The following is a 26,557-nucleotide window of genomic DNA, read 5'->3' on the forward strand; positions in this document are numbered from 1 at the left end:
GGTTCAGCCGCTCACCTTCTGGGCTGACGGTGTGAGACCCCGGGTGGCCGGGCCTTCGAGCAGTTCGCCGTCGGGTGCGAAGCGCGAGCCGTGCAACGGGCACTCCCAGGCCTGGTCGGCATCGTTCCATCGCACCACGCCACCGAGATGTGGGCACACCGGGGAAGTCGTGTGTGCGACTCCGTCGACGATGCTGTCGGCGTGCATCCGCCAAGGTGGTCCACTGACCACGCCACCGTCGTGCGGCACCTCTGAACGGCTCAGCCACGGGCTCACCCAGCCTTTCGCCAGGTTGAAGCCGACCTCCAGATTGGCCTGCAGCGCCGTCGGTACCCCCGCCAGTTCGGCTGTTCGCCAGCTGGCGAAGGCAGCGGACCAATCCATTCGGCCACCCAGTATCCGGCTGGTCAGCGCCAGTGCCGCGGCAACGCCGTTGGTCATCCCCCACTTGTCGAACCCGGTTGCCACATAGATGCTTTCGCTGCCCGGCAGAATCGGTCCGACGTAGGGCAGCTCATCGACCGGCGTGTAGTCCTGCGCCGACCAGAAGTGGGTCTGCACGGCGCCGGGATAGTGAAGTCGGGTCCAGTGAGTCAGCTCCGCGAGGCTGCGGGACGGTGAGCTGGCGCGGCCGACGGTATGTCCGGCACCGCCGACGACGAGTTTGTCCCCGTCGGCGCTCGGCGCGTAGCGCAGCGAGCGGGTAGGAGAATCAACCGACAGGTACATCGATCTGGTGACATCGCCGGGGACGTCGAACGCCAGACAGTAGGAACGTTCCGGTTTCAGCCGCGCGAAGAACCCGCCCCGGTCCAGGATCGGGATGCCGGTGGCGAGGACGCACCGCGGCGCGGTGATCTGGACCGGCCGGGGAGCGCGCGGGTCGTCGGTCGACAACCGCACGTCGACGCGTACCGGGCCGCGGCCCGACACCGAGTGCACCCGGGCGCCGGAGATCACCGTGCCGCCGTGGCTTTCGAGCTCGGCCGCGAGGCTCTGCAGCAGCGGAACCGGGTCGATCTGTGCCTGATCCGGAAGTCGGACACCACCGTGGTACGGGAACGGCACGTCGGCATCAGCGCACCAGCTGACGTCCAGGCCTGCCGCGCGTCCGGCGGCAAGCTCGTCTTCTGCGGTGCCGACCCCCTCGGGCGATTGCGCGTAGCTGAACGCATCCTCGCGCTGGACGTTCAGACCGTGCTCGTCGCAGTACCTCAGCAGCCAGTCCTGGCCCTCCATGTTCCCGGTGGCGTAGGCGCGCAGCACGTCGTCACCATGCTTGGCCGCGATCCGGGACAACTTCGTGCCCTGCAACAGGCTCACCTTGCCCGTGGTGTTCCCGGTCGTGCCCGCCCCGATGTAGCGGGCCTCCAGGACCACGACGTGCTTGCCGGCTCTGGCCAGCAGGGCGGCGGTGGTCAGACCGGTGATGCCGGCGCCGACCACCACCACGTCGGCGCGTTGAGGAACATCGGGTCGAGCCGCCGAATCCGCACGGCCCGTCAGCCACAGAGAAGTCATATCGGCGCGACTACCCCGCAGCGACACCGCCAAACCGTTCCCCCGTCGATTGGGTTCGCGAAAACATGTGCGGTGACCAGCACGATGTCAAAATGAGCGGGTGTCGGACCGTGAGAGCACGTCAGACGCCGATCGGGACGCTTCCGGTGACGGGCTCCAGCGACTGCGGGTCGGCGGCTTCCGCTTCTGGTTCCTGGGGCAGCGGTGGGAGTGGTCGGAGGAAGTGGCGCGCATGCACGGCTACGAACCGGGGACCGTCACCCCGACCACCGAGCTGCTGCTGTCACACAAACACCCCGACGACCGGCGCCCCGTCCAGGACCTGCTGGACCATGCCCTGCACTTCGACGGATCGTTCTCCAGCCGGCATCGCTTCATCGACACCGGCGGCGCCGAACACAACGTCATCGTGCTCGGCGACCGGATGGTCGACGGCAGCGGAGCGGTCGTCGGCACCGAGGGGTACTACGTCGACCTGACACTGAACTTCGAGCAGGTCCGCCAGGAGGCGCTCACCGACACGCTGTCGGACATCTTCGACGCGCGGGCGGCCATCGAGCAGGCCAAGGGGGCGCTCATGCTGGTCTACCGCATCGACGCCGACGAGGCGTTCGAGCTCCTGCAGTGGCGGTCGCAGCATTCGAACACCAAGCTGCGCCTGCTGGCGACACAGATCGTCGCCGAGCTCGGGACGCTCAGCTTCGACCCGCAGGCTCTCCGCGAGCAGTTCGACCATCTGCTGCTCACGGCCCACGAGCGGATTCCCGGCCGCGGCGGTGGATGACGCGGCCGCTGGGGAAAGCGCGAGTGTGTGCGGGACCCTGATCGGGTAACCCGCCGCGAGTGACGGTGACAAGAGGATGCGCACGTGGGACTGGACGTACGGCAGGAGGTTTCTGATGCGGCGGTGGTGGTGTCTGCCGGTGGCCACATCGATTCGATGACCGTTGATGCATTCCAGTCCTCGTTGCGCGCGGCCCTGGATGTCGCCGCAGCTCATCCGGCCGGCAAGCTGGTGATCGAACTCGAGGGCCTGACCTATTTCGGCAGCGCCGGCCTGAACGCGGTGCTGGCGTGCCATGAACGCGGTGTGGCCTGCGGGGTGACGGTGCGCGTGGCCGCCGTCAACCCCATGGTGGTCCGGCCCCTGCAGATCACCAAACTCGACTCGGTGCTACGGCCCTACCCCTCGGTCGACGACGCGATCGGCGGTGGCTGAGGTGGATGCAGACAGCGGCTCCTCGTCTGCGCTGTTCGCAGCCGGCGGCGACGTCGGTCGCGACCATGCGCGGGTCGACTGGGCCGCCACTGCGCTCGGTCCGACCGAGAGCTGGCCGCAGAGTCTGCAGACGGCCGTGAGCATTCTGCTCTCCTCCAGGTTTCCGATGTGGATGGCATGGGGCCCGGACCTGACGTTCTTCTGCAACGACGCCTATCGCCGCGACACCTTGGGCCAGAAGTACCCGTGGGCGCTCGGCCGTCCCGCCCGTGAGGTGTGGGCGGAGATCTGGAAGGACATCGGGCCGCGGATCGATCAGGTGCTCTCCACCGGAGAGGCCACCTGGGACACTTCCCTGCTGCTGTTCCTGCAACGCTCCGGATATCCCGAGGAGACCTATCACACCTTCTCCTACAGCCCGCTGCGCGACGACCACGAACAGGTCGTCGGCATGCTCTGCGTGGTCAGCGAGGACACCCAGCGGGTGATCGGGGAACGGCGGATGGCCACGCTGCGGGATCTGGGATCCGACCCGAGCGTGGTGCGCAACGAGAGCGAGATCCTCAGCTTCGCCGATCGCCAGCTGAGCCAGAACCAGCGCGACCTGCCGTTCACGCTGACCTACCTGTTCGACGAGGACGGTGCCGGGGTCCTGGCCGGTGCCACCGGGATCGCCCACGGGCATCCCGCCGCGCCGTTGATCCAACCCTCGGCCGGTGAGGCGGTGTGGCCGATGCAGGCCGCCGCGCGCGGGGAATCCGTGCTGGTGGACCTCGACACGGCGAAGTACGGCGAGGTGCCGACGGGGGACTGGCCCGATGCGCCGATGCAGGCTCTGGTGGTGCCGCTGCTGCAGCAGGGCGGCTCGCCCAGCGGTTTCCTGGTGGCCGCGCTGAACCGGTACCGCCCCGTCGACGATGCCTACCGTGGCTTCGTCACCCTCGTCGCCGGTCACATCGCGGCCGGGCTCGGTCTGGCTCGCAGTTACCGGGTCCAACAGCGCCGGGCCGACGAGCTCGCCGAGCTGGACCGGGCCAAGACGGCGTTCTTCTCCAACATCAGCCACGAGTTCCGCACTCCGCTGACGCTGATCCTCGACCCGGTCGCCGAACTGCGACAGGCCGAGGATGTCAGCGACCGCACCCGCCAGGAACTGGATGTGGTGTGGCGCAATGGACTTCGTCTCACCAAGCTCGTCAACACGCTGCTCGAGTTCTCCCGCATCGAAGCCGGGCGCACCCAGGCGCGTTACGAGCCCGTCGACGTCGCCACCACCACCGCCGAGCTTGCCGGCGTGTTCCGCTCCGCCGTGGACCGGGCCGGGCTGACGCTGGCGGTGGACTGCCCGGCGCTGGACGAGCCGGTGTACCTGGACCGCGACATGTGGGAAAAGGTGGTGTTCAACCTCCTGTCCAACGCGCTGAAGTTCACCTTCGAGGGCGCCATCTCGGTCGGTGTGCGGCGCGAGGAGGACCAGGCGGTGATCACCTTCGCCGACACCGGGATCGGCGTGCCCGCCGCGGAGATACCCCGGCTCTTCGAGCGGTTCCACCGCATCGAGAACGTACGTGCCCGGTCCAACGAGGGAAGTGGTATCGGGCTGGCGCTGGTCGAGGAACTGGTGGCCCTGCACGGCGGCACCATCGAGGCCGACAGCGCCGAAGGGGTGGGCACCACGTTCACCGTCCGGCTGCCGTTCGGCGCCGCGCACCTGCCCCCGGATGCGGTCGTCTCGACCCGGCCGGTGCGCACGGCCGACACCACCGCCGAGACATATCTGCAGGAGGCGCTGCGGTGGATGCCCGGCGCCCCCGACGGCGGGGCCCCGGCCGAGGATGCGGCCCCGGCGACGACACCGCAGGCAGCCGGCGCCGACGAGCCTCCGGTGCGGGTGCTGATCGCCGACGACAACACCGACATGCGCGACTATCTGGCTCGGCTGCTCCGCGGAGACGGATACGCCGTCGAAGCCGTCGGCGACGGTAGGCAGGCGTTGGATGCGATCCGGGTCAGTCCGCCCGACATCGTGATCAGCGATGTGATGATGCCGCGGCTGGACGGCTTGGAGTTGGTCGCCGCCCTGCGCGCCGACAGTCGCGCCTCCGCCGTGCCGGTGCTGTTGCTGTCCGCACGGGCCGGGCAGGAGGCCTCCATCGGCGGTCTGCAGGCCGGCGCAGACGACTACCTCGTCAAGCCGTTCGCCGCGGCGGAACTGCTCGCCCGGGTGCGCGCCAACGTCGAACTCGCGCGGCTGCGCAATCACCAATCGCGGTGGCGGGCCGCGCTGGTCGATTCGCTGCAGGAGGGATTCTTCGTCTGCGACGAGCACGGCGCCGTCATCGAGATCAACGCGGCGTTCACCGAGATACTCGGCTTCGGCTCCGACGGACTGCCCTACGAACCGCCCTTTCCGTGGTGGCCTTCGCTCGACAGCGATTCCGCGGCCCATCGGCAGGCAGTGGAAGCGCTGGACCGGCTGCTCGAGCAACCGAACGGAAATCTGCCGGAGATCCCCGTCACCCACCGTGACGGTCATCGCCGCTGGGTCAGCGCGAACTTCAGCCACGCCACCGACCCCGACACCGGCCGCCGCGTCATGGTCGGGACCATGCGCGACGTCACCGCCGAGAGGTACGCCGTGCAGCGCGAGACAGCGCTGGCCGCACTCAACGAGCGGCTCGTTCAAGCCGCCACCGTCGACGACGCGGTGTCGGGGGCGGCCGAGGCATTGCTCGGCGTGTGGGACGCCGAGAGGGTGCACGTCGCCGTGTTTCCCACCCACGCCCTCCCCGGCACCCCCGTCCCCCAGCTCGGCTGCGCCGGCGCAGAGTCGGCCGGCTGGGAAGCGTTGCCCCGAGGCACCCGACAGGCGATCACCGCGTTGTGCGCCGGTGAGCTGCTGGTGCCCGAAAGCAGGGTCCCGGGTGCGATGGGTATCGCGCTGCAGCACCCCCACGGGGTGCTGGTCATGTATCTGGAGCTCAGAGAGCCACGGCCCTTCACCACCGAGGACCACACTCTGCTCACCGTGCTCGCCGGGCGCCTCGGCCAGGGCCTGCAGCGGGTGCATCAGGTCGATCAGCAGCGGGAGACGGCCCTGGCCCTGCAGCACGCGATCCTCGGGCCCGCGGTGCCCGCCGGGTTCGCGGTGCGCTACCAGCCCGCGACGCGCCCGCTCCAGGTCGGCGGCGACTGGTACGACGTGGTGGACCTGGACGACGGCCGGATCGGCCTGATCGTCGGCGACTGCGTGGGCCACGGCCTGACAGCCGCGACGGTGATGGGCCAACTCCGCAGCGCCTTCCGCGCGCTTCTGCTGGAGAACCCGAGCCCGGCGGCGACGCTGTCGGCCGTGGACCGGTTCGCGAGGCGGTTGCCCGGAGCGCGGTGCACCACGGCCTTCTGCGCGGTGCTCCGCCCCGACACGGGGGAGTTGGTCTATTCCAGCGCCGGCCATCCGCCGCCGATCCTGGTCGGGCCCGACCACGGCCCCGTGCTGCTCGACGGCGCCGCCGCCACCCCGCTGGGACTGGCCGACCGGGACCGGCCGGATGCCCAGATGACGATGCCTCCGCGGGCCACGTTGCTGCTCTACACCGACGGCCTGGTCGAGCGACGGCGCGAGGGGATCGATGACGGCATCGCGAGGGCAGCCGAGGTGATGGAACACGCGGATGCCGCCACTGTCGATGACCTGGCGAAACTGGTCATGGCGCGCTTGGCGCCCGGTGGTGGATACCAGGACGACGTGGCCCTGCTGCTGTACCGCCAGCCGGCACCGCTGGAACTGGACCTCGCCGCCGACGTCGGTGAACTGGCGGGCAGCCGTGCCGCGCTGCGCGGATGGCTCACCCGGGCAGGCGTCAACGCCGAGCAGACGCTCGACGTGCTGATCGCCACGGGCGAGGCGCTGGCCAATGCCATCGAGCACGGCCACCGTCACCTCGACCGGGGCACGGTGACCCTGCGCGCGACCGCGGTGGCGGACCGGTTGCACGTCACCGTGATCGACAGCGGCTCGTGGAAAACCCCCGTGGCCGCTGTGCACCGCGGCCGGGGCATCGCCCTGATGAAGGGGTTGATGCATGATGTCACGATCGAACCGGATGTCGGCGGCACCACCGTTCACATGCACGCGAGGATTGTTTGATGGTCACACCGCTGAGCCTGTCCACCGACAGCAGTGACGACGGCTCACTGGTGGTCAGAGCAATCGGTGAAGTCGACCTGAGCAATGTCGCGGAGTTCTCCGCAGCCGTGGCCGAGGCCCGCAGGGCCGGGCCGCAGCGTCAGCTCGGTATCGATCTCAGCGGTGTCGACTACCTGGACAGCGGCGCCATCGGGGTGCTGTTCGACCACGCCGACGGCATCTACATCGTCGTCAACCCGATCCTGCTGCCGGTCCTGACCATCAGCGGGCTCACCGAGGTGGCGACCGTGAAGCCGGCGTCGTCGTCGTGACCGTCGTCCTGGCCGTCCGCTGCGCCAACGGGATCGTGATGGCGTCGGATTCGCAGATCACCGATCCGGGCAGGGGCCTTTCCTATCCCGCGCAGAAGCTGCACTCCCTGGGCGAGCACGCGGCGTGGGGCGGCAGCGGGTCGCGGGCGGTGCTCTACGACATCGAACAGATCTTCAACGACGAAGCCGACGCCGTCATCGAGGCCAAGAACATCGGGCACGCCCTTCAGGCCAGGGCGGTACCTGTGTTCAAGTACCACTACGAGAACTTCATCTCCGCGGTGCCGGGGCAGGAAACCGCGGGCACCCCGGCCACCTATCTGCTCGCCGCCGGCTATTCCGGGGACGTTCCGTTCATCATCGACCTCGACCCGAACGGCCTGATCGGTCACCACGAGGAGACCGGATTTCAGGCTGTCGGCAGTGGCGCCCCGATGGCTCAGCAGGCACACGCGTTGCTCGCGCACTTCCAGATGCGCGAGCGGGACATCAACTACGGGGTGGTCGCCGCGTTGCGGGTGCTCGACGCGCTCGACGCGTCCTCACCCAGCGTGGGCGGGCCGATGGACATCTGCCGGATCACCCCCGACGGAGCCGACCATCTCAGCCCGACCGAAGTCGAGGACGTGCGGCGACAGGTCGGCCGATGGGTCGAACTCGAACACCGAGCGCTCGATCAACTCTTCGACTAGACGATCAGGCCCCAGGCCGCGAAGTAGTGGCACAGGGCCGCCGCGGCGGTGAAGGCATGGAACAGTTCGTGATGGCCGAACGTCCGCGGCCACGGATTGGGCCAGCGCAGGCCGTAGAAGACGGCGCCGATGTTGTACAGCACGCCGCCCAGCACCAGCAGCCCGACCACACCCCAGCCTGCACCGTCGACCAGTACTCCGGCGAACCAGATCGCGGAATAGCCGAGTAGCAGGTAGAGCGGCAGCCCGACCCACCGCGGGGCGGAGGGCCAGCACATCTTGAGCACGACGCCGGCGGCCGCGCCGGTCCACACCAACGTCAGCGCTTCGGCGCCGGTGTGCGGTGGCATCGCGAGCACCGCGAAGGGGGTGTAGCTGGCCGCGATGAACACGAAGATCACCGAATGGTCGATCCGCATCATCCATTTCATCGCCGCCGCGGAGCGCCACTGCACCCGGTGGTAGGCCGCGCTGATACCGAACATCGCCACGATGCCGACGGCGTAGATCAAGGTGGCCCAGCCCGCCTTGGGTGACACGGTGATCCATGCGACGGGTACCAGTGCAAGCCCCGCCACGATCGCGGTGGCGGCCGAATAGAAGTGGATCCAGCCGCGGGCACGGGGGGTGTGCAGCAGATCGGTGATGGTGTCGGCGACGACCTGAGGCATGTCGTCGTCGACGACCGTCTCCACCGGTCCGGTGATGGCGGCGTCGTCAGCGTGGCTGAGCGCCCACACCGGCGTCGTCGCATCGGCCGGCCGGTATGTCACGCGCCAACCATCAACGATGAACGGATACTCAGAACGCCTCCATTGTCGATGCCGAGGACCAGCATAGAGGCACAGGTGAGGCTTTCCGGTAACGCCACGGAGACAAGCCGGCAAACCAGCCCGCAACTCTTCCGCCTGCGGCCACGCCCTCGACGAGCTGAACACCCCGAGGTAGGTCAGCGGATCTGCCAGCCGGCGGCGGGGTCGAGGGCCAGACTCGCGGCGTCGACCGCCTCGAAGAGGTTGATCGGGATGGTGTTCAGCTCGCTCTTGGCGGTGACGTAGTCGGTGTCGGCCCAGCCGTTGCTCATCGCGAGCAGGCCGGCGCCGTCGGTGCCGGCGCCCTTGGAGTCGAACACCACCGCCCCGTGGACCTGCAGAGCGCGGAGGATGACCTGGGTGGATTGGGCGTACTGGCTGATGTCGACGTCCCCGCGCAGCCGCAGCACCGTGCCCATCGGGATGCCGTCCTCGGCGCTGCCGTCGCCGGCGCGCGCCGGCCAGACGTAGCCCGCGCCGACGTCCTTGGCGATGGTGATGCCGAGCATGTGGTCGATGTAGCCGCGCTCGAGGTCGTCCGGACGCAGGATCATCGGCAGGTACGGGAGCCTGGACGCGTTGGCGTGGCCGATCTCCGGGTACAGCGGCGAGCTCATGTCGTACTGTGCGCCCGCCTCGGCGATCCAGCTGGAGCCCCAGATCGCCGCGTAGGCGGCGTTGCCGAGGATATCGAGGAGTCCGGCGCCCGGCAGTTCTACACCGTTGGCGACGTTGTAGAGCTCCTGTGAGATACACGTTCCTTCCTGGAACACCAGCAGGTGGCGGTCCCAGGCCGGGAATGACGGCATGCCTTCGACGAGCGGCCGGTCCGGGATCGCGTAGGGCCGGTCATCGATGCCCGGCCCGGTGGTCGAATAGCCGCGGTTGAACACCACGTCTTCTGTGGGATGGTCGGCGCCGACGACGTTGACCGGCATGCCGCCGGTGCTGCCCATCCATTCATTGCCTGCCCAGGCGGCGCGCAGGGTGGCTCCCCGGTCACCCCCCAGAAGTCTGATCCACGTCTCGGACTCGGGCATTGCGGGAAGGTCGCGCAGATCAGCGCGGAAGATCGTGTCAGCCGGCATCAGGATGCATCCGCAGAACGTCGAAAGCGGAGGTACTGCAACGGCTTCAGCACCAGGGCTGATCACCACGCTGACCGGAATCGTGGTGAGGCCACCGTGGCCGTCGTCGACGGTGACACGGAACGAGTCGGAGGTGTCGTAGGACAGCGCCTGAGGGTGCGCAGCGTGGTAGCGCGCGGTGTCCGACGGGGTGTAGCTGAAGCTGCCGTCGTCATGCACGACGACGGTTCCCTTCAATGTGGCCGTCGGCCCGCTGTAGGTGAGTGTGTCGCCGTCGGGGTCGAACCCGAGCACGGTGCCGGTGACGACCCCGTCGCCCGGATCGGGGCCCTCGACGTCCGCCGTGCCGGTGGGCGCGGTGTTCGTGGGGGCGATGCGCACGGTGACCGGGATGTGGGTGAGTGCGCCGAACTCGTCGGAGACCGTCACGGTGAACGTGTCGGTTCTGTCCGCGGTGCCTGCGGCGACGGCCGCTGCCCGGTGGCGCGCGGCGGCGGTCGGGGTGTAGGTGAAGGTACCGTTGCTGCGGACCGTGACGCTGCCGTGGGTGGTCTCCGCGGTGGCGGCGAGATAGTGGATTCTGTCCCAGTTCGGGTCGGTGGCTTTGGCTGTGCCGGTAACGATTCCGGAGGAGCTGTTGGGTGAACCGATGGTGACCGCACCCGGTCTGGGTGCGGAGTTGATCGGCACGATGGTCGTCGTCACCCGCACCGACGTCGCAGCACCCTGGCTGTCGGTCACGGTCACCGAGAACCGGTCGGACCTGACGAACGGCAGGAAACGGGCCAGGATCCGTCCGAAACGAGTGGGTGTGTAGGTGAATTCGCCGGCAGTGACACCCGCGGCCACCGTCCCGAGGATCGGTCGGGTGGTGGTGTACGTCAGCGCATCCGGTTCGGGGTCGTCGGCGGTGACGGTGACACGGGTGGCGCCCGAAAGCGGATCGGGGTCGGCGACCGAGGCGGTGACGACCGGCGGACTGTCGACATTGGCTGTCGAATCAGGTTCGGGCACAAGAGTGGTGGATGTCGCCAGCGGCGGATCGGAGGTCACTTCGGCGACGTCGAGGGACGGGCGGCGTGCGGCGGCCATCATCACCGGCACCGCCTGGCTCTGCACCGGGGCGGGGTCGTCATCGGGTTCCGGAGAGGCCGTGTCGGTGACAGCCTCATCCGAGTCGTGGTCGGTCACCGCCACGGTGCTGCGGCGTTGCGACCCGTCTGCCGAGTCCTCGTCTGATCCGCGCTTGTCTCTACTCGGCGACCGGGCCTCAGGGCCTTCGCGCTCGGATCGATTCGACGGCTTGTCGTCGGTGCCGGCCGATTCGGCAGACCGTTTCGTCGGCTCATCGGACCCGGAGTCCGCGCTGCTCGTCGACGACGCCGACGAGGAGTCGGTGGGTTCCGCGGCGGCTTCGCTGAGTCCGCCGATGACTATCGCCAGACCGATCCCCAGCGAAACAGAAAGGCCGGCGGCCCGACCCGTGCCTCTTCCCACTGCCATGGAAGGCCCCCTCACGCGCAGATCGACGCTAGCCCTCGCGGAAGAAGCCTGTACGTGGAATGCCGAAAGTTGGTGGAGCGACCGGGCTCAGCCGGTGCGGCGGCCGGACAGCGCGCCGATCCCGGTTGCGTCCAGCTGGCACAAAAGGTCGCCCGCATCCTCGAAAACCGCCGAGGCGCCGGCCTCGAGCAACTCCGCGCGCGACGTTCCGCCGCTCAGCAGACCGATCGACGGAACCCTCACCCGGGCGGCCGCTTCGCAATCCCATACCGCGTCGCCGACGAACACCGCGTTGTCGGCGCTCACCGACGCGCGGTCCAACGCCACCTGGACGATGTCGGGCTTGGGTTTGGCGGTCTCCACATCCTGCGACGACGTCACCGCCGCGACGACGTCGTCACAATCGAGCACCTTTCGCAGCATGGCCAGCTCGTCCTCCGGCGCCGAGGTGGCCAGCACCACCTGAAGTCCTCGGTCGGCCACTGCGCGCAGCAGGTCTCTCGCGCCGGGGAGCGGAGCCAACAGCGGTGCGCTCTCTTCGTAGAAATCGCTGTGGCCCTTCTTGAGGCGGTCGAGCAATCCCTGGCCGGCATCGCCGGAGAGCGTGCGCACCAGCGTGGTGCCGTCCATGCCGATGCAGCGGTGGATGCGCCACGCGTCGACAGACAGCCCTTCGGCGTCGAACGCGCGCAGCCACGCCCAGACGTGCAGGTAGTTCGAATCGACGAGGGTGCCGTCCACGTCGAACAGCACGGCCGGTGGCGAGGTTGGCATGAGTCGTCCTAACGCTGATCGGGTTCCCGGCAGATACCCGAGCGGCGGGGGGCTGAAACGCCGGAGCTCCCGCGCGCCCGGCCCGGCGTGGTGCGGGTAATCTTCGATCCCATGGTCGCAGAACCGATCACGGTGACGCCGTGAGCGCAGGCTTGTTCGCGCTCCTCGATGACGTGGCGGTGTTGGCGCGGCTGGCCGCGGCCTCGGTCGACGACATCGGCGCTGCCGCCGGGCGTGCGACGGCGAAGGCCGCCGGAGTCGTCATCGACGACACCGCCGTGACACCGCAGTACGTCCACGGACTCGCCGCCGAACGTGAGCTGCCGATCGTCAAGCGCATCGCGATCGGTTCGCTGCGCAACAAGATCGTCTTCATCCTGCCTGCGGCGTTGCTGCTCAGCCAGTTCGTGCCCTGGCTGCTCACCCCGATCCTGATGCTCGGGGCGACGTATCTCTGCTACGAGGGCGCCGAGAAAGTCTGGGGCAAGATCCGCGGCCACGACGCGCACAGCGCGCCCGTCGCCACCGTCGGGCCGGAGGCCGAGCGCCTCATGGTCACCGGCGCGATCCGCACCGACTTCATCCTGTCGGCCGAGATCATGGTGATCGCCCTCAACGAGGTGGCGGACCAGTCGTTTGTGCCGCGCCTGATCATCCTGCTCGTGGTCGCCGTGGTGATCACGCTGGTCGTGTACGGCGTCGTCGGCGGCATCGTGAAGATGGACGACATCGGCCTGCGGCTCACCCAGCAGTCCTCCGGTTTCGCCAAGAAGATCGGCCGCGGGCTGGTCGCGGGCATGCCCAAGCTGCTGGCCGCGCTGTCGGTGATCGGGACGGTGGCGATGCTGTGGGTCGGCGGGCACATCCTGCTCGTCGGGACCGACGAACTCGGGTGGCGCTCGCCCTACGGACTGGTGCACCACCTCGAGGGATACGTCCACGACGTCGCGGGCGTCGGTGGTGCGCTGGCCTGGATGGTCAACACGGCGGCATCGGCGGTCATCGGGCTTGTTGTCGGCCTGCTGGTCGTGGCGGTCATGTACGTGCTGCCGTTCGGTCGCAAAGACAAGCACCCCGCCGAGGCCGAGGCGTAACACGCAGCTACTCGTCGCTGCCGTCGCGGTCGCCCACATATCCGAGCAACCGCGGGTCGTCGGTGGTGAACCGGCCCACCTCCTCGCCGCCGTCACAGGTCAGCAGCACCACCGTCAGCGCGCCCGAGGTTCGGGAGAGCACCCGCCAGAGGGCTCCGGCATCCTCCCAGCGCTGTAGTTCGGCGACCCGATCGACGTCCACCGCTCCACGATGTCACCGTAGGATCGCGTCCGTGCACCCCGCCTCCGCTGTGGCCGCCGCGGCCGTGCTGATCTGGCTGGGGATGGTGCTGGCGATCTCGTTTCTCGAAGCGCCGCTGAAGTTCCGTGCCCCGAACGTGACGCTGCAGATCGGTCTCGGGATCGGTCGACTGGTATTTCGCGCGCTCAACGGATGCGAACTGGTGCTGGCCGCCGCGATCGCCGTCGCGTTCCTGGTGGAACCCCCGGCCCCGGGCACCGTTGTCGCGGCGCTGACCGCCGGGGTATCGCTGCTCGTTCAACTGATCGCCGTGCGGCCGGCGCTGAGCAGGCGCTCTGATGCCGTGCTGGCCGGGGAGCAGGGACCGCGGTCGCACGCGCATTTGTGGTACGTGGGCCTGGAGGTGGTCAAGGTCGCCGCACTCGTCACCGCGGGTGTGCTGTTGCTGACGCGATGACCGAGGGATGAAGGTAACCCTGCCCTAATCTTCTCCGGTAGGCTGCTCGGTCAAATGACCGACATCGACGAGGCCCTCAGACCTGTCCTGCCGCGCGAGCTCACCTCGATACCCGACGACGTGCGGATGGTGCCGGGCCCGCCGACACCGCCGGTCGACGAACCGTACGGGTTGCGGGTCGCCGATCCCGTCGCCGACGCGGAGTTGGTGTCGGAGTGGATGAATCGTCCGCACCTGGTCGAAGCCTGGGAGTATCCCTGGCCGCCGCAGCGCTGGCGGCGCTACCTGCAGGCCCAGGTCGACGGCGAGTACTCGCGGCCGTTCATCGGCAGCTTCCGGGGCCGGGAGGTGGCCTACATCGAGATCTATCGGGCAGCAAAGGATTCCATCGCCACCCGCTACCACGCCGACCCGCACGACCTGGGCCTGCACGCGGCGGTCGCCGACCTCAAGCTGGTCAACCGCGGCCTGGTGCCGCTGTTGTTCCCCAAGCTGGTGGCCAGCCTGTTCGAAATCGAACCCCGCTGTCGTCGGGTGATGTTCGACCCGGACCATCGCAACACCAGCGCGCGCCGGGTGTGCGAGTTCGCCAAGTGCGCGTTCCTCGGTGAGCACGACATGGCCAACCGGAGGATGGCGCTCTACGCGCTGCCCCGCACCCCCGACGACATCCCGGCCACGCGCTAGCCGCCCCTCCGCCCGTCGCGAAATATCATTCCGGGTCGCGATCTGGCAAAAATCACAGCCCGGAATGATATTTCGCGGGCGAGGTGGGCGAGCCGATCGTCTCGGCGTAGCCGTCGAAGTCGGGTTTCATGGCCGCGGCCACCAACTCCCACAGCACCTCGTCGGTGCCGCCGCCCACCCGGGCCAGCTTCATGTCGCGCCACCACCGACCCAGCGGCGTCTCGTCGACCAGGTAGCCGGATCCGCCGAAGATGTGCATGCACTCCGAGAGCACTTCCTCGCCCAACCGCGCGGCGGTGACCTTGACCGCCGCCGCGGCCCGCAGATCCAGGCGGCCCTGTGCGGCAATGCCGTTGAGACCGTGCCGGAGCAGATCCACACGCGCCTGCAGATCGGCCATCCGCATCCGCAGCGCCTGATGCTCGAACAGCGTGGCACCGAACTGGCGGCGCTGGAGCATCCGGGCGTGGGTCACGCCGAGCACCCGCTGGCACGACGACGCGACCTGCCCGGCGATCGACATCCGTTCGTGGGCCAGGCCCCATGAGATCGCGGCAAGGCCGGTGCCGGCTCTGGCCACCAGATGGTCGGCGGGAACCCAGGTGTCGATGTGCACCGCCGCAGTGTCCAGCGGACCGGCACCCACCTTGCGGTACGGCGCCTGGACCTGCACCTGCGTCGTCGGCACCGCGATCACCAGGACGTTTCCATGCCTGCTGGCGGGGTCGCCGTCCACACCCCGGGCGACCACCATGATGTGGTCGGCGATCGGCGACAGCGACACGAACTTCTTGATCCCACGGACCTCGAAACCGTCACGGGCGGTGCGGACTTCGGTCTCGACGATCTGCAGGTCCGAGCCGCCCGACTCCTCGGAGGCCCCGATGCAGAGCACGGTCTCGCCGTCGACGGCCTTCTCGCAGATGGTCCTGAGGTGATCGGATCTGCCGAACCGGCGCAGGATGGCGATCGCCGAATCGTGCAGGCTCACCCCGACGCCGATGCCGGCGGAGCCGAGACGGCCGAGCCGGAAGGCCAGTTCGTTCAGCTTGGCGACGTCGGGGTGTTGGTCACCGGCGGGCCCCCACTTGCCACGAAACACCCCGCTGCTGCCCAGATGCTCGATCAGCTTGCGGGGGAAGCGCTCTGAGGCCTCGGCCTCTGCAGTCCACGTGACGATCCGCTCGCCGAAGACGTCGTCGAGCAGCTCGCGGTAGTCATCGATGCCGGCACCGATCGACGCGGTCACGCGCGCACCGCCTGCAGGTTCTGTTTGACTTCGAGCCGGCGGAGCTTGCCCGACGACGTGCGGGGCAGCGACCCGGGCGTGAGGAACACCACCTCCGCAGGTACCACGCCGCACTGAGACGCGACCCGCTGCACCAGATCGGCTCGCGCTCCGGCCTCGTCGGGTCCGCGGAACTCTGCGGCGATGACCAGCCCCTGGCGCGCCGAGTCGCCTTCGGTGCCCACCGCGACGACGGCGCCCTCGCGGACGCCGCGCACCTGGGCGGCGACGCGTTCGATCTCACTGGGAAACAGGTTGCGTCCCGCCACCGTGATCAGTTCCTTGATCCGTCCGCACACCACCAGCCCGGCGTCGGTCAGATAGCCCAGGTCCCCGGTGGGGAACCACTCGCCGGGCACCAGCGGCGCCTGGCCGAGATAGCCCGACATCATCGAGGTGCCCCGGATCTCGACCTCGCCGATCTCGGCACCGCCCTGGGAGTGGTCGGTCGGGGCGATCCGCAACTCCATGCCGGGGATGGCGGTGCCGAGGACAGCGTGCCGGCTGACCGAATCGGTTGCCGGATCCAGGATCTCGTGGACTTCCAACCCTGTTCCCGGACGGGGGGAGGTGACGGCGCAGGTGGATTCGGCCAGCCCGTAGGAGGGTGCGGCGGCGTGCGGATCGAGGCCGAAGCGGGCCATCTCGGTCAGGAACAGCTCCAACCCCGCACAGTCGATGGGTTCGCCACCGTTGATGGCGAATCGCAGGCTGCCGAGGTCGACGTCGGGCACCCGTCGGGCGTACTTGCCGAGTACCGAGTACGCGAAATTCGGTGCGGCGGTGACGGTTGCGCGGCTCTTCGACAGCCAGCTGAGCCACCGGAACGGGGACGCGGCGAAGGCCGCCGTGGGTGCCAACCACATCTCGGCGCCGCTGATGGCGCCGGTGAGCAGGAACGTCAAACCCATGTCGTGGTACAGCGGCAACCAGGTACACCCGACGTCGTGACCGGGGGACACCCCGGTGTGCGTGCGCAGTCCGGTGACATTGTCCATGACCGCCTCGGGCGACAGCACGGCGGTGCGCGGAGTTCCGGTGGAACCTGCGGTGCCCTGCAGGACCGCCGGGGTGCCCTCGGCTGTCGCCTGCTGAGCGAAAGTCGAGGAGCGCTGCTGGTGGCCGACGGCGACGACGTCGTGGACGGTCAGGCGGGTGCCGTTGGCGCGCAGGGGGTCCAGGTGTGGATCGAGACTGAACACCTGGGTGACCCCGATGCCGTCGAATCTCTCTGCGGTGGTGCGGGCCCACTGCTGGGCATCGGCGCCACGGATGGGGCCGGGAAGCACCGACAGCGAACGGCCGGCCAGCCATGCACCCTGGATCGCCGCGACGAACTCCACGGTGGGCTCACCGACGAGGCCGACGGCGCCGGCGGGGCCGTCGAGGATCCGGTCGGCGATGTTCTCGGCCCGGGCATGGACCTCCTGCCACGGATGGGGAGTCCACTGTCCGCTGGCGCGGTCGAGCACCACGAGATTGTTCGTGGACGTCGTCATCGCCTGCGACAGTGCGGTCGCGAGCGCGCTCACCGGTCGGCCGGCACCTTCGCCAGGATTGCCTCCTCCAGGTCGCCGACCGTATCGCAGGTCAGCAGATCCTCTTCGGACAACGCCACGCCGATCTTGTCTTCGATGGCCACCATGCCGACCGCGAAAGCCACCGAATCCAGGCCGACGTCGTCGATCAGCCGTGACTCGCGGGTCACCCGACCGGTGTCGACATTCAGGTCGTCGCGCAGGATCTCCTCGAGGGCCGCGCTGACGGCTTCCGGGGTTGACGTCTCCATGCGGTGGGACGTTACACCCCGAAGTAAAGGTAGGCTACGCTTACCCCGGTTGGTCCTCAGTAGTCGTAACTGGCCAGCTCGACGGTGCCTGGTGGCCTGTTCTCGTCGATCGAGGCTCGCGCCGGCACCATCTCACTGGTCACCAAGCCGTGCTGCTGCGTGATCTCGTCGACGATCTCGAAACTTCGAGCAATGCTGCCCGGGGTATCCACCACGATCGTCGTCACCGGAACGCCCCGGCCGAGTTGCAGGAACCGGTCCCCATGGGGTGGGTCACCGCCGTGGAAGCCCCATATGCCGCGCAATGCTGTTGCGCCACTGGCGCCCTGGGTTGCACGCAACCGTCGGATCAGCGCGCGATGGACAGGTACCCCGTCGTAGAGCGAGTCCTCCGAGGTGTACACCATCAGCTTCTGGTGCAAGGCCCGGCCTTTGCCGTCGGTGCCGGGGAGATGGTCCGGCCGGGCCAACAGACTGCCATCGCGCTTGCACACTCGAACGCGTTCGATCGTCATCAGTGGCCGGCTCAGCAGGCCGTCGAGTTCAGACACTGCGCCGCCGACGCTGTCCGCGCTGCCGACGGCGATGATCATCACCGGTACGTCGACGTTGCGGCCGAAAAAGCCGGCGCGGTGGCGGTCTCCGTTGACGGTGCCGTCCACCCCCAGGAAGGTGGACGCCCCGTCGAGTCCGTGCCGGAACAGCAGGTCGCAAACGGCGAGGTAGGCCGGCCGACGCTGCACGCGTTCCTGTCGACCGACGTAGACCGTCAGTTTGACGCCATCGTGGAGTGCCGAGGCCATCGCGAAGCCGTGACCCTCGCGTTCGCCGCCGATCAGGCGCGCTCGTTCCACCGTCACGAGCCCGCGCGGTGTGAGGCCGACGACCGCATCCACCAGGCCCGAGATCTTGACGTCCGTGTCGACGGCCGCCACGGCCACCGGCGGGTCTTCGGACAGGCTCAGGGAACTGTCGGTGCGCAGTAGATGACGCGGCCCGAAACCGGCTGAGCCGCGCAGCATGATGCTGATGGCCACGCATTCGCGGTCGTACAGGTCGAGCAGCGCCTCGGCGAGAAAGTGCCCGTCGGTGCGCTGGCGCTCGCCGAAGTACGTCGTCAGTTTCAGACAGTTCTCGTTCACGATCAGTTCCCGTTCACAGCCATTCCCAGCCACATTCCGGCGGCCGCCGCCATCAGGCCCAGCGAGACGCTGACGAAGATGTTGGCCGCCGCGTGCCTGGCCTGACGTTCCTCGCCGAGGCGTTGGGTCTCCAGCATCCAGGTCGAGAACGTGGTGTAGGAGCCGATCAGAGCCGTTCCGGCCAACAGGGCGACCTCATGGGGCAGCGCCAGACCGGTGAGGAAGCCGAGTACCAGCGCGCCGCTGAGGTTGACCACCAGGGTGCCGAACGGGAACGAGCCTGCGGTACGGCGCGCCACACTGCGGTCCACCAGGAAACGTGCCACCGCGCCGAGGCCGCCGAGGACCAGCACGCCGCTCCAGACCAGGACGTTCACCGCAGCACCCGGACCCGTCGTACCAGCATCGTCGCGACATACACCGCGACCAGGCCGGCCGAGATGCTTCCGGCGGTGTAGCCGACCGCCAGCGCGTAGTGACCGTGCTCGATCATCGAAATGGTCTCCACCTGCATCGTCGAGAAGGTCGTCAGGCCACCGCACAACCCGGTGCCCAACAGTGGGCGCCGGTAGCTGGACAGCGGCAGCCGCTCCAACAACCGCGTGGTGAAGTAGCCGAGTAGGAACGCGCCGACGATGTTGACGACGAACGTCGGCCACGGCCATCGTCCGGGGTCCGGGGCCGCCAACGTCTCGAACGCGGCACGGGAGAACGCGCCCAAGGCGCCTCCGACGAACACCGCGGCGAGTTCCCGCCGGTCGTAGGCCATGTCCGAGGAGTATGCCTGCTCGGTCGTGCTCCAGTGTTCTTTACCGGAGGCAGACGTAGCACAATCGAGACCATGGCGAACCCGCGTGCCGGCCAGTTGGCGCAACCCGAGGATCTCATCGATGTGGCTGCGGTGGTGACGGCGTACTACACCGTCGACCCCGACCCCGACGACGTCGACCAGCAGGTGGCGTTCGGCACCTCGGGACACCGCGGATCCAGTCTGGACGCAGCGTTCAACGAGGCGCACATCCTGGCCACCACCCAGGCCATCGCCGAATACCGGGCCGCACAGGGCACCACAGGTCCGTTGTTCATCGGGCGCGACACCCACGCACTGTCGGAGCCGGCGTGGGTTTCCGCGCTGGAGGTGCTGGCCGCCAACGACGTTGTCGCCATGGTGGATTCGGCAGACCGCTACACCCCGACGCCGGCGGTCAGCCACGCGATCCTGGCGTTCAATCGGGGCCGCGACACCGGTCTGGCGGATGGCATCGTCGTCACGCCGTCGCACAACCCGCCCCGTGACGGCGGGTTCAAGTACAACCCGCCCAACGGCGGCCCGGCCGACGGCGACGCCACCGGCGTCATCGCAAAGCGCGCCAACGAGATCCTGCGCGACGGCCTCAAAGCGGTCAAGCGGGTGCCGTTGGCCAGAGCGTTGGGCACCGCCCAGCGCCACGACTATCTCGACGCCTACGTCGCCGATCTACCCAACGTCGTGGACATGCACGCGATCAGCGCGCAGGGCATCCGCATCGGTGCCGATCCGCTCGGCGGTGCCAGCGTCGACTACTGGGGTGCCATCGCCGAGCGGCACAACCTGGAGCTGACGGTCGTCAACCCGCTCGTCGACGCCGCGTGGCGGTTCATGACGCTGGACACCGACGGCAAGATCCGGATGGACTGCAGCTCGCCCAACGCGATGGCCTCGCTCATCGGCGGCATCGGGAACTACCAGATCGCCACCGGTAACGACCCCGACGCCGACCGGCACGGCATCGTCACGCCCGACGGCGGCCTGATGAACCCGAACCACTACCTCGCGGTGGCGATCGACTACCTGTACTCCAACCGTCCGGACTGGCCCGCCTCGATCGCGGTCGGCAAGACGGCGGTGAGTTCGTCGATCATCGACCGGGTGGTGACCGGTCTGGGTCGCGAACTGGTGGAGGTGCCGGTCGGCTTCAAGTGGTTCGTCGACGGCCTGATCGGCGGCACCATCGGCTTCGGTGGCGAGGAGAGCGCCGGGGCGTCCTTCCTGCGCCGCGATGGATCGGTGTGGACCACCGACAAGGACGGCATCATCCTGGCGCTGCTGGCTGCGGAGATGCTTGCCGTGACCGGTTCGACGCCATCGCAGCGGTACGCCACGCTGGCCGAAAAGTACGGCGCCCCCACGTACGCCCGGGTCGACGCCCCGGCCGATCGCGAGCAGAAGGCACGGCTGGCCAAGCTGTCAGCCGAGCAGGTCACCGCCACCGAGCTGGCCGGGGAGCCGATCACCGCGAAGCTGACGACGGCGCCCGGCAACGGCGCCCCGTTGGGCGGGCTCAAGGTGACGACCGAGAACGCGTGGTTCGCCGCGCGGCCGTCGGGAACCGAGGACGTGTACAAGATCTACGCCGAATCGTTCCGCGGACCCGAGCATCTCGCCGAGGTGCAGGACGCCGCCCGCGAAGTGGTCAACAAGGTCATTTCGTGAACAAGGTCAAAGCTTGAGTTCGCGCCCGGAGGGCGAGTGTCAGGACAAGACCAAACGCCGACTTCCCCGTGAAGTCTGGGTCCTGGTATTCGCCAACGTTGTCGTGGCGCTCGGCTACGGCGTGGTGGCGCCGGTGCTGCCGCAGTACGCACGTCACTTCGGAGTCAGCATCAGCCTCGCGACATTCGTCATCACCGCGTTCGCCGTCATGCGACTGGTGGGGGCGCCGCCGGCCGGCTGGATGGTCCAGCGCCTGGGGGAGCGGAAGGTCTACATCAGCGGACTCGTCATCGTCGCCCTGTCGACCGCGGCGTGCGCGTTCGCCGAAACATACTGGCAACTCCTGTTTTTCCGCTCCCTGGGCGGAGTCGGGTCGGCGATGTTCACGGTGTCGTCGCTGGGATTGATGATCCGGATCTCCCCGCCCGACGCGCGTGGCCGCGTCGCCGGGCTGTTCTCGTCGGGGTTCATGTTCGGCTCGGTGGGCGGGCCGATCCTGGGGAGCCTGACCGTCGGGTTCGGTCTGTCGGCACCGTTCCTGATCTACGGCGCTGCGCTGTTGGTCGCCGCGACCGTCGTTTTTGTCAGCCTGCGCAATTCCGCCGTTGTCGCCCAAGCTGACGAAGAGGCGGCGCCGCCGGTGCCGCTCCGGACGGTGTTCCGGCACCGGGCCTATCGGGCTGCGTTGTTCTCCAACTTCGCCACCGGGTGGGCGTCATTCGGTCTGCGGATAGCGTTGGTGCCGTTGTTCGTGGTGGAGGTGCTCGGCGGCGGGCCGGGCGCGGCCGGTCTTGCGCTGACCGCCTTCGCGGTGGGAAACATCTCGGTCGTCATCCCCAGTGGATATCTGTCGGACCGCCTGGGGCGCCGCAAGCTGTTGATCTTCGGGTTGGCGCTGGCGGCGGTGTCGACCGCGCTGGTGGGATTCACCACCTCACTGCCGGTGTTCCTGGTCGCTGCCGTCATCGCCGGTGCGGCGACCGGCATCTTCATCTCACCGCAGCAGGCCGCCGTTGCCGACGTGCTGGGCAACAAGTCGCGGGGCGGGTCGGCGGTCGCCACCTTCCAGATGATGGCGGATTTCGGCTCGATCGGCGGATCGCTGCTGGTGGGCCTGATCGCCCAGTACACCTCCTTCGGGTGGGCGTTCCTGGTCAGCGGGCTGATCCTCGGCATCGCGGCGGTGGGCTGGATCTTCGCCCCGGAAACCCGGCCGCGGACTGACACCGAGCACACGCAGGTCCGTCCGCTGGGCCCCGAAGCCGGCGGGGAAGTACCGTGACCTGCGATTTTGAACGGCCACCGCGGGTGGTGTAACTTCGATGAGCACAACATCTAGGGGCTATGGCGCAGTTGGTAGCGCACCACACTGGCAGTGTGGGGGTCAGGGGTTCGAATCCCCTTAGCTCCACCAGGGAACAGCATTCAACGAAAGCCATCATGTCCGAGGACCAGATCTCCGACGTTCCACCCAATCACCTCTCCATTGATCCGAGAAGCCCTGGCTATGACGAAGAGGTGCTCAGCCGGGACGTGGGTATTCGCTTCAACGGCGTCGAGAAAACCAATGTTGTCGAATACAACGTGGCCGAGGGTTGGGTGCGTGTTGAGGTTCCCACCGCCAAGGATCGTCGCGGAAATCCTATGGTCGTCAAGCTCAGCGGCACGGTCGAACCCTATTTTCGCCCCGAAGAATAGCGCGCGACGCACCGTATCCGTTGCTAGCAGCGGACGGAGCGATCAGCCGCTCGAGGGTCTCCAGCGCCTCGGCGTGGCCTTCTTCCCGAGCGGCTTTCCGGTGTACTGCGGGTGACAATCCTCTGGTAGTCGGGTTTCCATGCGGCGGGACGCGTCACTCGCAGGAAAGATGGTTCCCGTGCGCCCGCACCACTCGTCGCTGTCACACGTTGCCCGTGCCGTCATCGTGACCGCATCGGTTGCGGGCTTCATCGGAGGGTGTGACAGCGAGCCGGAACCGACGCCGGCATCGGCAGAGCCGGTCGGGTCGCTGGAGTTGCTCACCGACCCTTTCCTGCAACAACCGGCCGAGGACTCCGTCGAAGTGGCATGGTTCACCGGATTTGCCGGCGATACGCATCACGTGCTCGTTGGGGACCGCGTCGGTGCGATGACGGAAGCCGAGTTGCGGGACGCGGTCACAGGAGGTGACGTGGCTGGAGTCACCGTGTCCCCGGCGGAATCCCTCCGGCTGTCGCGCGTTGCCGAGGACGGCGCGTCGGAACTGCACGCCGATGAGAAGCCTTCCTCCGGCATCGCTGGGCGGGAAGTCTTCCGGCACCACGCCGCCGTCGCCGTCCCGGGGCCCGGCCGCCATCCGTACCGCGTCGTCAGCACCCGGGGCGACGACCTGATCGGCTCGGGCGCCTTCAGTCTCCGCGGAGCACTCGGGTCCGGTGAGCCGGCGGTGATCATGCTGACCTCGGATCACCAGGCGAAGGTCAATACGCCGGCCAACCTCGAGTTGGCGACCGCGACGATCACCGCGGAGCTCGGCCGAATCGACGCCGTCTTCTTGCCTGGTGACCTGGTGAACACTCCCGACCGGGCTTCGGAGTGGTTCGACGATCGTCGTGGGTCGGCCTTCTTCCCAGCGCTTCAGGGCAACGGCGCGCGCGGGGCCACCGACGGCAAGGTCTACCGCGGCGGCGAGGTGATCCAGCATGCCCCCATCTACCCGGCGATCGGCAACCACGAGGTGCAGGGCCGCAGGTCAGCGCACACCTCTCTCGACGATTCCTTCAACAACCCAGTGCCCCGTGCCGTGGCCGAAGCCGAGTACGGCAAGGTCTCCGATGTCGTCAACCCGACGGGTGATCCGTTGGTCAAAGCCCAATGGATTGCTGACAATTCGTTCTCGACCGCCACCTATGAGGAGATCTTCTCGCTTCCGACGTCGGACACCGGAGGCGAGCGGTATTACGCCACCACCGTCGGGGACGTGCGTCTGGTCTCCCTGTTCGCGACCCGCATCTGGCGCTCCACCGAGGCCGACCCCGACCCGAGCGTCCGCACCGCCACCAGCCGCTACCAGGAGGCTCGAGCCGACCTGGACGACCGCCTGGCCCAGGGCTACGGCGAGTTCATCTTCGAAGACCTCGCCGTCGGGTCGCTGCAGCATGACTGGCTGGTCCGGGAACTGAATTCGGCGGCGTTCCGCGACGCCAAGTACACGGTGGTGATGATGCACGAAGGTCCGCAGGGCCTCGGCGACAACGCGACACCGCCGTTCACCCACCCCGAACGTATCGAGGAGCCAGGCGACCGAGGGGCGCCCGGCGGCGCCCGCTACGAGTACCCGGCGGCGGAGGACATCCTGTTGCGCGACGTGCAGCCACTCTTCGAGCAGGCGGGGGTCGACCTGGTTTACAGCGGACACAGCCACCTGTGGAACAGGTTCGTCTCCGCGAACGGGGTCAACTATCTGGAGGCGTCCAACACCGGCAACAGTTACGGTGCCTTCCACGCCCTCTCGGGCGAGAGCCGCGAAATTCCGCCCGAGCCGTGGCATGCCGAAAACTACCTGGCGCAGGGCAATCCCGGCGGCCTCGAACCGGTGGTGCCCACCATCGCGCCGCTTCGCAGCGCCGACGGCAGGCCGTTGCCGTTCATCGCCGACAACAACATGGTGGTATTCCAGGCGCTCGACACCGGCACCGGCACAGTGACGAGCTGGTATGTGGACATGCGGGACACGCAGAACGGAGCGGTGAAGTTCGACGAATTCAGCCTGCGCCGCCAGTGACGAACGGCCCCCTCGCCTCGGCGAGGGGGCCGCGCGTTTGATCGATCCTGGTTAGTCGTCGCTGCCCGACTTGCTGGTGCCCGACTTGCTGGTGTCGGACTTGCTGTCCGACTTGGAGTCGGACTTGCTGTCACCCGACTTGCTGTCGTCGGACTTGCCGCCGTCCCGCTTCTTCTCGCCCTTATCGGCATCGGCATCGGAATCGGCGTCGGCGTCGGCGTCGGTCGCACTGTCGTCGTCGGCCTCGTCCTCGGTGACCTCATCGGCGTCGGCACCCTCTTCGGTGCTTTCGTCCGTCTCCGTCACCGTGTCGGTCGCCTCTTCGGTAGCCTCCTCGGTCTCTTCCTCGGAGGATTCCTCGGTGGTCTCCTCGTCGGTGGTCGCCGGCACCACTTCGCCGGCCGGCTCGGTCGGTTCGCCCTCCGTGGCATCAGCCTCAGCGGTGCCCTCCGCGCTGGTTTCGGCGCTGACGTTCAGCGTCACCAGGTCGGCGTCGGCGACGAGTTCGGCCGATGAGACGTCGGTGCCCTCATCGGTCGTCTCGGTCTCCGAGTCCTCCTCCGACGCAGCGGCGAGTGCCGCCGCGATCGTCTTGGGGAGTTGGACGAAGAAGGCGTCGATCGGACCACCTTCGGTGAACAGTCCCGGGAATGTTTCCCATTCGGGGGAGATGCTGGCCTGGTAGCCGTTGAGGAACGCGTTGAGGACCTTGGCCGGGGCGTTGATCACCTCGCTGACCGCGGTGACCAAGTCGCCCTCGTACAGCGACCCGGAGATGACGTTCATGATGTCGGTCAGCTGGTACATCGCGGTGAGCGGCGGGCCGAGCAGCGAGTACGCGTATCCGGTTGTCGTGGTGTCGCCGACGAACAGCGCGTCCAGAACCACCCCGACGGTCGGCGCGCCGAAGTCGCGCGCGATCTGGCCGGGGATCTCGAAGGCGGGCGCCAGCGGCCACGCCGAATAGCCCAGACCGAAGATGCCCCAGCTCACTACCTTCGCGAACGCCTGGGTGAACTGACCTTGCAGCGCGAAGTCCCACGCCTCTTCCAACGCAACCGGCAACTCGGCGAAATGGTCGGTCAGGCCTGCGTTCGCTTCCTCGAGGCCTGCGCCGATGGTGGCAGCGTAGGTCGGCAGGTTGGTGAAGAACTGCTCCAAGCCGGGGAACGGGTTGAAGACCGCTTCGGCGATCTCGGTGTACAGCGACGAGTTGGAGATGATCTCCCACGCCGCGGGCAGGCCTTCGCTGAAGACTTCGTTGCCTCGGGTGCCGACGTTCTCGACGGTGGTGGTGATCGTGTCTCCCACCACGCCGATCGGGTCGATCCACGCCGAGAGCTCAACGGCGCGGTCCTGCACGGCGGGCAGGGTGGGCGCCACCGGGTTGATGGCGATGACCGAGGCGCCCGCGATCGCGACACCGGCCAGCAGCAATCTCTTGTCGCGGGGATTGGATGGCGACGGCGCAGACCAGAAGCTGCGGTCTGAGTCGGCACGAAGGGCTAATAGCACGGCGGAACTCCTGAATAGTCACAACGGGACGGATAGCCACTACGGGCCAGACGGGAGGTTAGCCGAGGCTTACCTCA

The 26,557-nt window shown here is 68.1% G+C and carries 24 protein-coding genes and 1 tRNA gene; 13 read left to right on the forward strand and 12 right to left on the reverse strand.

Annotation, left to right across the window (positions count from 1 at the left end; translation table 11 throughout):
* Positions 1 to 3: 3 nt before the first annotated feature.
* Positions 4 to 1,521 carry an FAD-dependent oxidoreductase gene (locus G6N53_RS13520; protein ID WP_163889057.1) on the reverse strand — a complete coding sequence of 506 codons (1,518 nt, stop codon included), beginning with the start codon at positions 1,519 to 1,521 and terminating at the stop codon, positions 4 to 6.
* Between the two features lie 100 nt (positions 1,522 to 1,621).
* On the opposite strand from G6N53_RS13520, the gene G6N53_RS13525 reads away from it, so the two are divergent.
* The 5 genes from G6N53_RS13525 (at position 1,622) to G6N53_RS13545 (ending at position 7,893) form a co-directional block, all read left to right on the forward strand.
* Complete coding sequence (locus G6N53_RS13525; RefSeq protein ID WP_163889059.1) at positions 1,622 to 2,305, forward strand: PAS and ANTAR domain-containing protein; 684 nt, start codon at positions 1,622 to 1,624, stop codon at positions 2,303 to 2,305.
* Between the two features lie 84 nt (positions 2,306 to 2,389).
* The gene (locus tag G6N53_RS13530) at positions 2,390 to 2,740 is read left to right on the forward strand and encodes an STAS domain-containing protein (RefSeq protein WP_163889061.1); all 351 of its coding nucleotides are present in this window, start codon (positions 2,390 to 2,392) and stop codon (positions 2,738 to 2,740) included.
* A gap of 1 nt (position 2,741) precedes the next feature.
* Positions 2,742 to 6,890 carry a SpoIIE family protein phosphatase gene (locus G6N53_RS13535; protein WP_163889063.1) on the forward strand — a complete coding sequence of 1,383 codons (4,149 nt, stop codon included), beginning with the start codon at positions 2,742 to 2,744 and terminating at the stop codon, positions 6,888 to 6,890.
* Positions 6,890 to 7,201, forward strand: coding sequence for an STAS domain-containing protein (locus tag G6N53_RS13540; protein WP_163889065.1), 312 nt, complete (start codon positions 6,890 to 6,892; stop codon positions 7,199 to 7,201). The genes G6N53_RS13535 and G6N53_RS13540 overlap by 1 nt, the downstream gene beginning before the upstream one ends.
* Positions 7,198 to 7,893: an Ntn hydrolase family protein gene (locus tag G6N53_RS13545; protein WP_163889067.1), complete on the forward strand. Its 696-nt coding sequence runs from the start codon at positions 7,198 to 7,200 to the stop codon at positions 7,891 to 7,893. The genes G6N53_RS13540 and G6N53_RS13545 overlap by 4 nt, the downstream gene beginning before the upstream one ends.
* Here G6N53_RS13545 and trhA read toward each other — a convergent pair.
* The 3 genes from trhA to G6N53_RS13560 all read right to left on the reverse strand — a co-directional run bounded on the left by trhA (position 7,890) and on the right by G6N53_RS13560 (position 12,070).
* A complete protein-coding gene (gene trhA / locus G6N53_RS13550) occupies positions 7,890 to 8,564 on the reverse strand; it encodes a PAQR family membrane homeostasis protein TrhA (protein ID WP_163895856.1) in 675 nt (224 codons plus the stop codon). The two genes, G6N53_RS13545 and trhA, sit on opposite strands and share 4 nt — an antisense overlap.
* A gap of 278 nt (positions 8,565 to 8,842) precedes the next feature.
* A complete protein-coding gene (locus tag G6N53_RS13555; RefSeq protein WP_163889069.1) occupies positions 8,843 to 11,296 on the reverse strand; it encodes a cadherin-like domain-containing protein in 2,454 nt (817 codons plus the stop codon).
* 87 nt (positions 11,297 to 11,383) lie between these two features.
* On the reverse strand, positions 11,384 to 12,070 hold the full coding sequence (locus G6N53_RS13560; protein WP_163889071.1) for an HAD family hydrolase: 687 nt from the start codon (positions 12,068 to 12,070) through the stop codon (positions 11,384 to 11,386).
* A 140-nt stretch (positions 12,071 to 12,210) separates the two neighbouring features.
* On the opposite strand from G6N53_RS13560, the gene G6N53_RS13565 reads away from it, so the two are divergent.
* Positions 12,211 to 13,164 carry a DUF808 domain-containing protein gene (locus tag G6N53_RS13565; protein WP_163889074.1) on the forward strand — a complete coding sequence of 318 codons (954 nt, stop codon included), beginning with the start codon at positions 12,211 to 12,213 and terminating at the stop codon, positions 13,162 to 13,164.
* A 7-nt stretch (positions 13,165 to 13,171) separates the two neighbouring features.
* Here G6N53_RS13565 and G6N53_RS13570 read toward each other — a convergent pair whose 3' ends face one another.
* Positions 13,172 to 13,366: a hypothetical protein gene (locus tag G6N53_RS13570; RefSeq protein WP_163889076.1), complete on the reverse strand. Its 195-nt coding sequence runs from the start codon at positions 13,364 to 13,366 to the stop codon at positions 13,172 to 13,174.
* Positions 13,367 to 13,397: 31 nt separating this feature from the next.
* Between G6N53_RS13570 and G6N53_RS13575 the strand changes: the two genes are divergently transcribed.
* Together G6N53_RS13575 and G6N53_RS13580 are read left to right on the forward strand one after the other, a co-directional pair.
* Positions 13,398 to 13,823, forward strand: coding sequence for a hypothetical protein (locus G6N53_RS13575; RefSeq protein ID WP_163889078.1), 426 nt, complete (start codon positions 13,398 to 13,400; stop codon positions 13,821 to 13,823).
* A 54-nt stretch (positions 13,824 to 13,877) separates the two neighbouring features.
* On the forward strand, positions 13,878 to 14,510 hold the full coding sequence (locus G6N53_RS13580; RefSeq protein ID WP_163889080.1) for a GNAT family N-acetyltransferase: 633 nt from the start codon (positions 13,878 to 13,880) through the stop codon (positions 14,508 to 14,510).
* A gap of 52 nt (positions 14,511 to 14,562) precedes the next feature.
* Here the strand turns inward: G6N53_RS13580 and mbtN are convergent, their stop codons facing one another.
* Genes mbtN through crcB (G6N53_RS13610) form a run of 6 tightly spaced genes read right to left on the reverse strand, consistent with a single transcriptional unit; the run spans position 14,563 to position 19,498 of the window.
* Positions 14,563 to 15,747, reverse strand: a complete 1,185-nt coding sequence (gene mbtN / locus G6N53_RS13585) for a mycobactin biosynthesis acyl-ACP dehydrogenase MbtN (RefSeq protein WP_371870887.1) — start codon at positions 15,745 to 15,747, stop codon at positions 14,563 to 14,565.
* 8 nt (positions 15,748 to 15,755) lie between these two features.
* Positions 15,756 to 17,330: a long-chain-fatty acid--ACP ligase MbtM gene (gene mbtM, locus G6N53_RS13590; RefSeq protein ID WP_163889084.1), complete on the reverse strand. Its 1,575-nt coding sequence runs from the start codon at positions 17,328 to 17,330 to the stop codon at positions 15,756 to 15,758.
* A complete protein-coding gene (locus G6N53_RS13595; protein ID WP_264063484.1) occupies positions 17,327 to 17,647 on the reverse strand; it encodes an acyl carrier protein in 321 nt (106 codons plus the stop codon). The genes mbtM and G6N53_RS13595 overlap by 4 nt, the downstream gene beginning before the upstream one ends.
* Positions 17,644 to 18,729, reverse strand: coding sequence for a putative PII-like signaling protein (locus tag G6N53_RS13600; RefSeq protein ID WP_163889088.1), 1,086 nt, complete (start codon positions 18,727 to 18,729; stop codon positions 17,644 to 17,646). The genes G6N53_RS13595 and G6N53_RS13600 overlap by 4 nt, the downstream gene beginning before the upstream one ends.
* Positions 18,730 to 18,731: 2 nt before the next feature.
* Positions 18,732 to 19,106 carry a fluoride efflux transporter CrcB gene (crcB, locus tag G6N53_RS13605; protein WP_163889090.1) on the reverse strand — a complete coding sequence of 125 codons (375 nt, stop codon included), beginning with the start codon at positions 19,104 to 19,106 and terminating at the stop codon, positions 18,732 to 18,734.
* The gene (gene crcB, locus G6N53_RS13610) at positions 19,103 to 19,498 is read right to left on the reverse strand and encodes a fluoride efflux transporter CrcB (protein WP_163889092.1); all 396 of its coding nucleotides are present in this window, start codon (positions 19,496 to 19,498) and stop codon (positions 19,103 to 19,105) included. The genes crcB (G6N53_RS13605) and crcB (G6N53_RS13610) overlap by 4 nt, the downstream gene beginning before the upstream one ends.
* A gap of 72 nt (positions 19,499 to 19,570) precedes the next feature.
* Between crcB (G6N53_RS13610) and pgm the strand changes: the two genes are divergently transcribed.
* The 5 genes from pgm (at position 19,571) to G6N53_RS13635 (ending at position 24,965) form a co-directional block, all read left to right on the forward strand.
* Positions 19,571 to 21,202, forward strand: coding sequence for a phosphoglucomutase (alpha-D-glucose-1,6-bisphosphate-dependent) (gene pgm / locus G6N53_RS13615; RefSeq protein ID WP_163889094.1), 1,632 nt, complete (start codon positions 19,571 to 19,573; stop codon positions 21,200 to 21,202).
* A gap of 13 nt (positions 21,203 to 21,215) precedes the next feature.
* Positions 21,216 to 22,484: an MFS transporter gene (locus G6N53_RS13620; RefSeq protein ID WP_163889096.1), complete on the forward strand. Its 1,269-nt coding sequence runs from the start codon at positions 21,216 to 21,218 to the stop codon at positions 22,482 to 22,484.
* A 56-nt stretch (positions 22,485 to 22,540) separates the two neighbouring features.
* Positions 22,541 to 22,616, forward strand: a tRNA-Ala gene (locus tag G6N53_RS13625).
* Between the two features lie 26 nt (positions 22,617 to 22,642).
* On the forward strand, positions 22,643 to 22,900 hold the full coding sequence (locus G6N53_RS13630; RefSeq protein WP_163889098.1) for a DUF3297 family protein: 258 nt from the start codon (positions 22,643 to 22,645) through the stop codon (positions 22,898 to 22,900).
* Positions 22,901 to 23,069: 169 nt separating this feature from the next.
* On the forward strand, positions 23,070 to 24,965 hold the full coding sequence (locus tag G6N53_RS13635; protein WP_163889101.1) for a metallophosphoesterase family protein: 1,896 nt from the start codon (positions 23,070 to 23,072) through the stop codon (positions 24,963 to 24,965).
* A 51-nt stretch (positions 24,966 to 25,016) separates the two neighbouring features.
* Here the strand turns inward: G6N53_RS13635 and G6N53_RS13640 are convergent, their stop codons facing one another.
* Positions 25,017 to 26,480, reverse strand: a complete 1,464-nt coding sequence (locus G6N53_RS13640; protein WP_163889103.1) for a hypothetical protein — start codon at positions 26,478 to 26,480, stop codon at positions 25,017 to 25,019.
* Positions 26,481 to 26,557 lie beyond the last annotated feature (77 nt).

It is taken from the genome of Mycolicibacterium hippocampi, from assembly GCF_010723735.1.
Taxonomy (GTDB): domain Bacteria; phylum Actinomycetota; class Actinomycetes; order Mycobacteriales; family Mycobacteriaceae; genus Mycobacterium; species Mycobacterium hippocampi.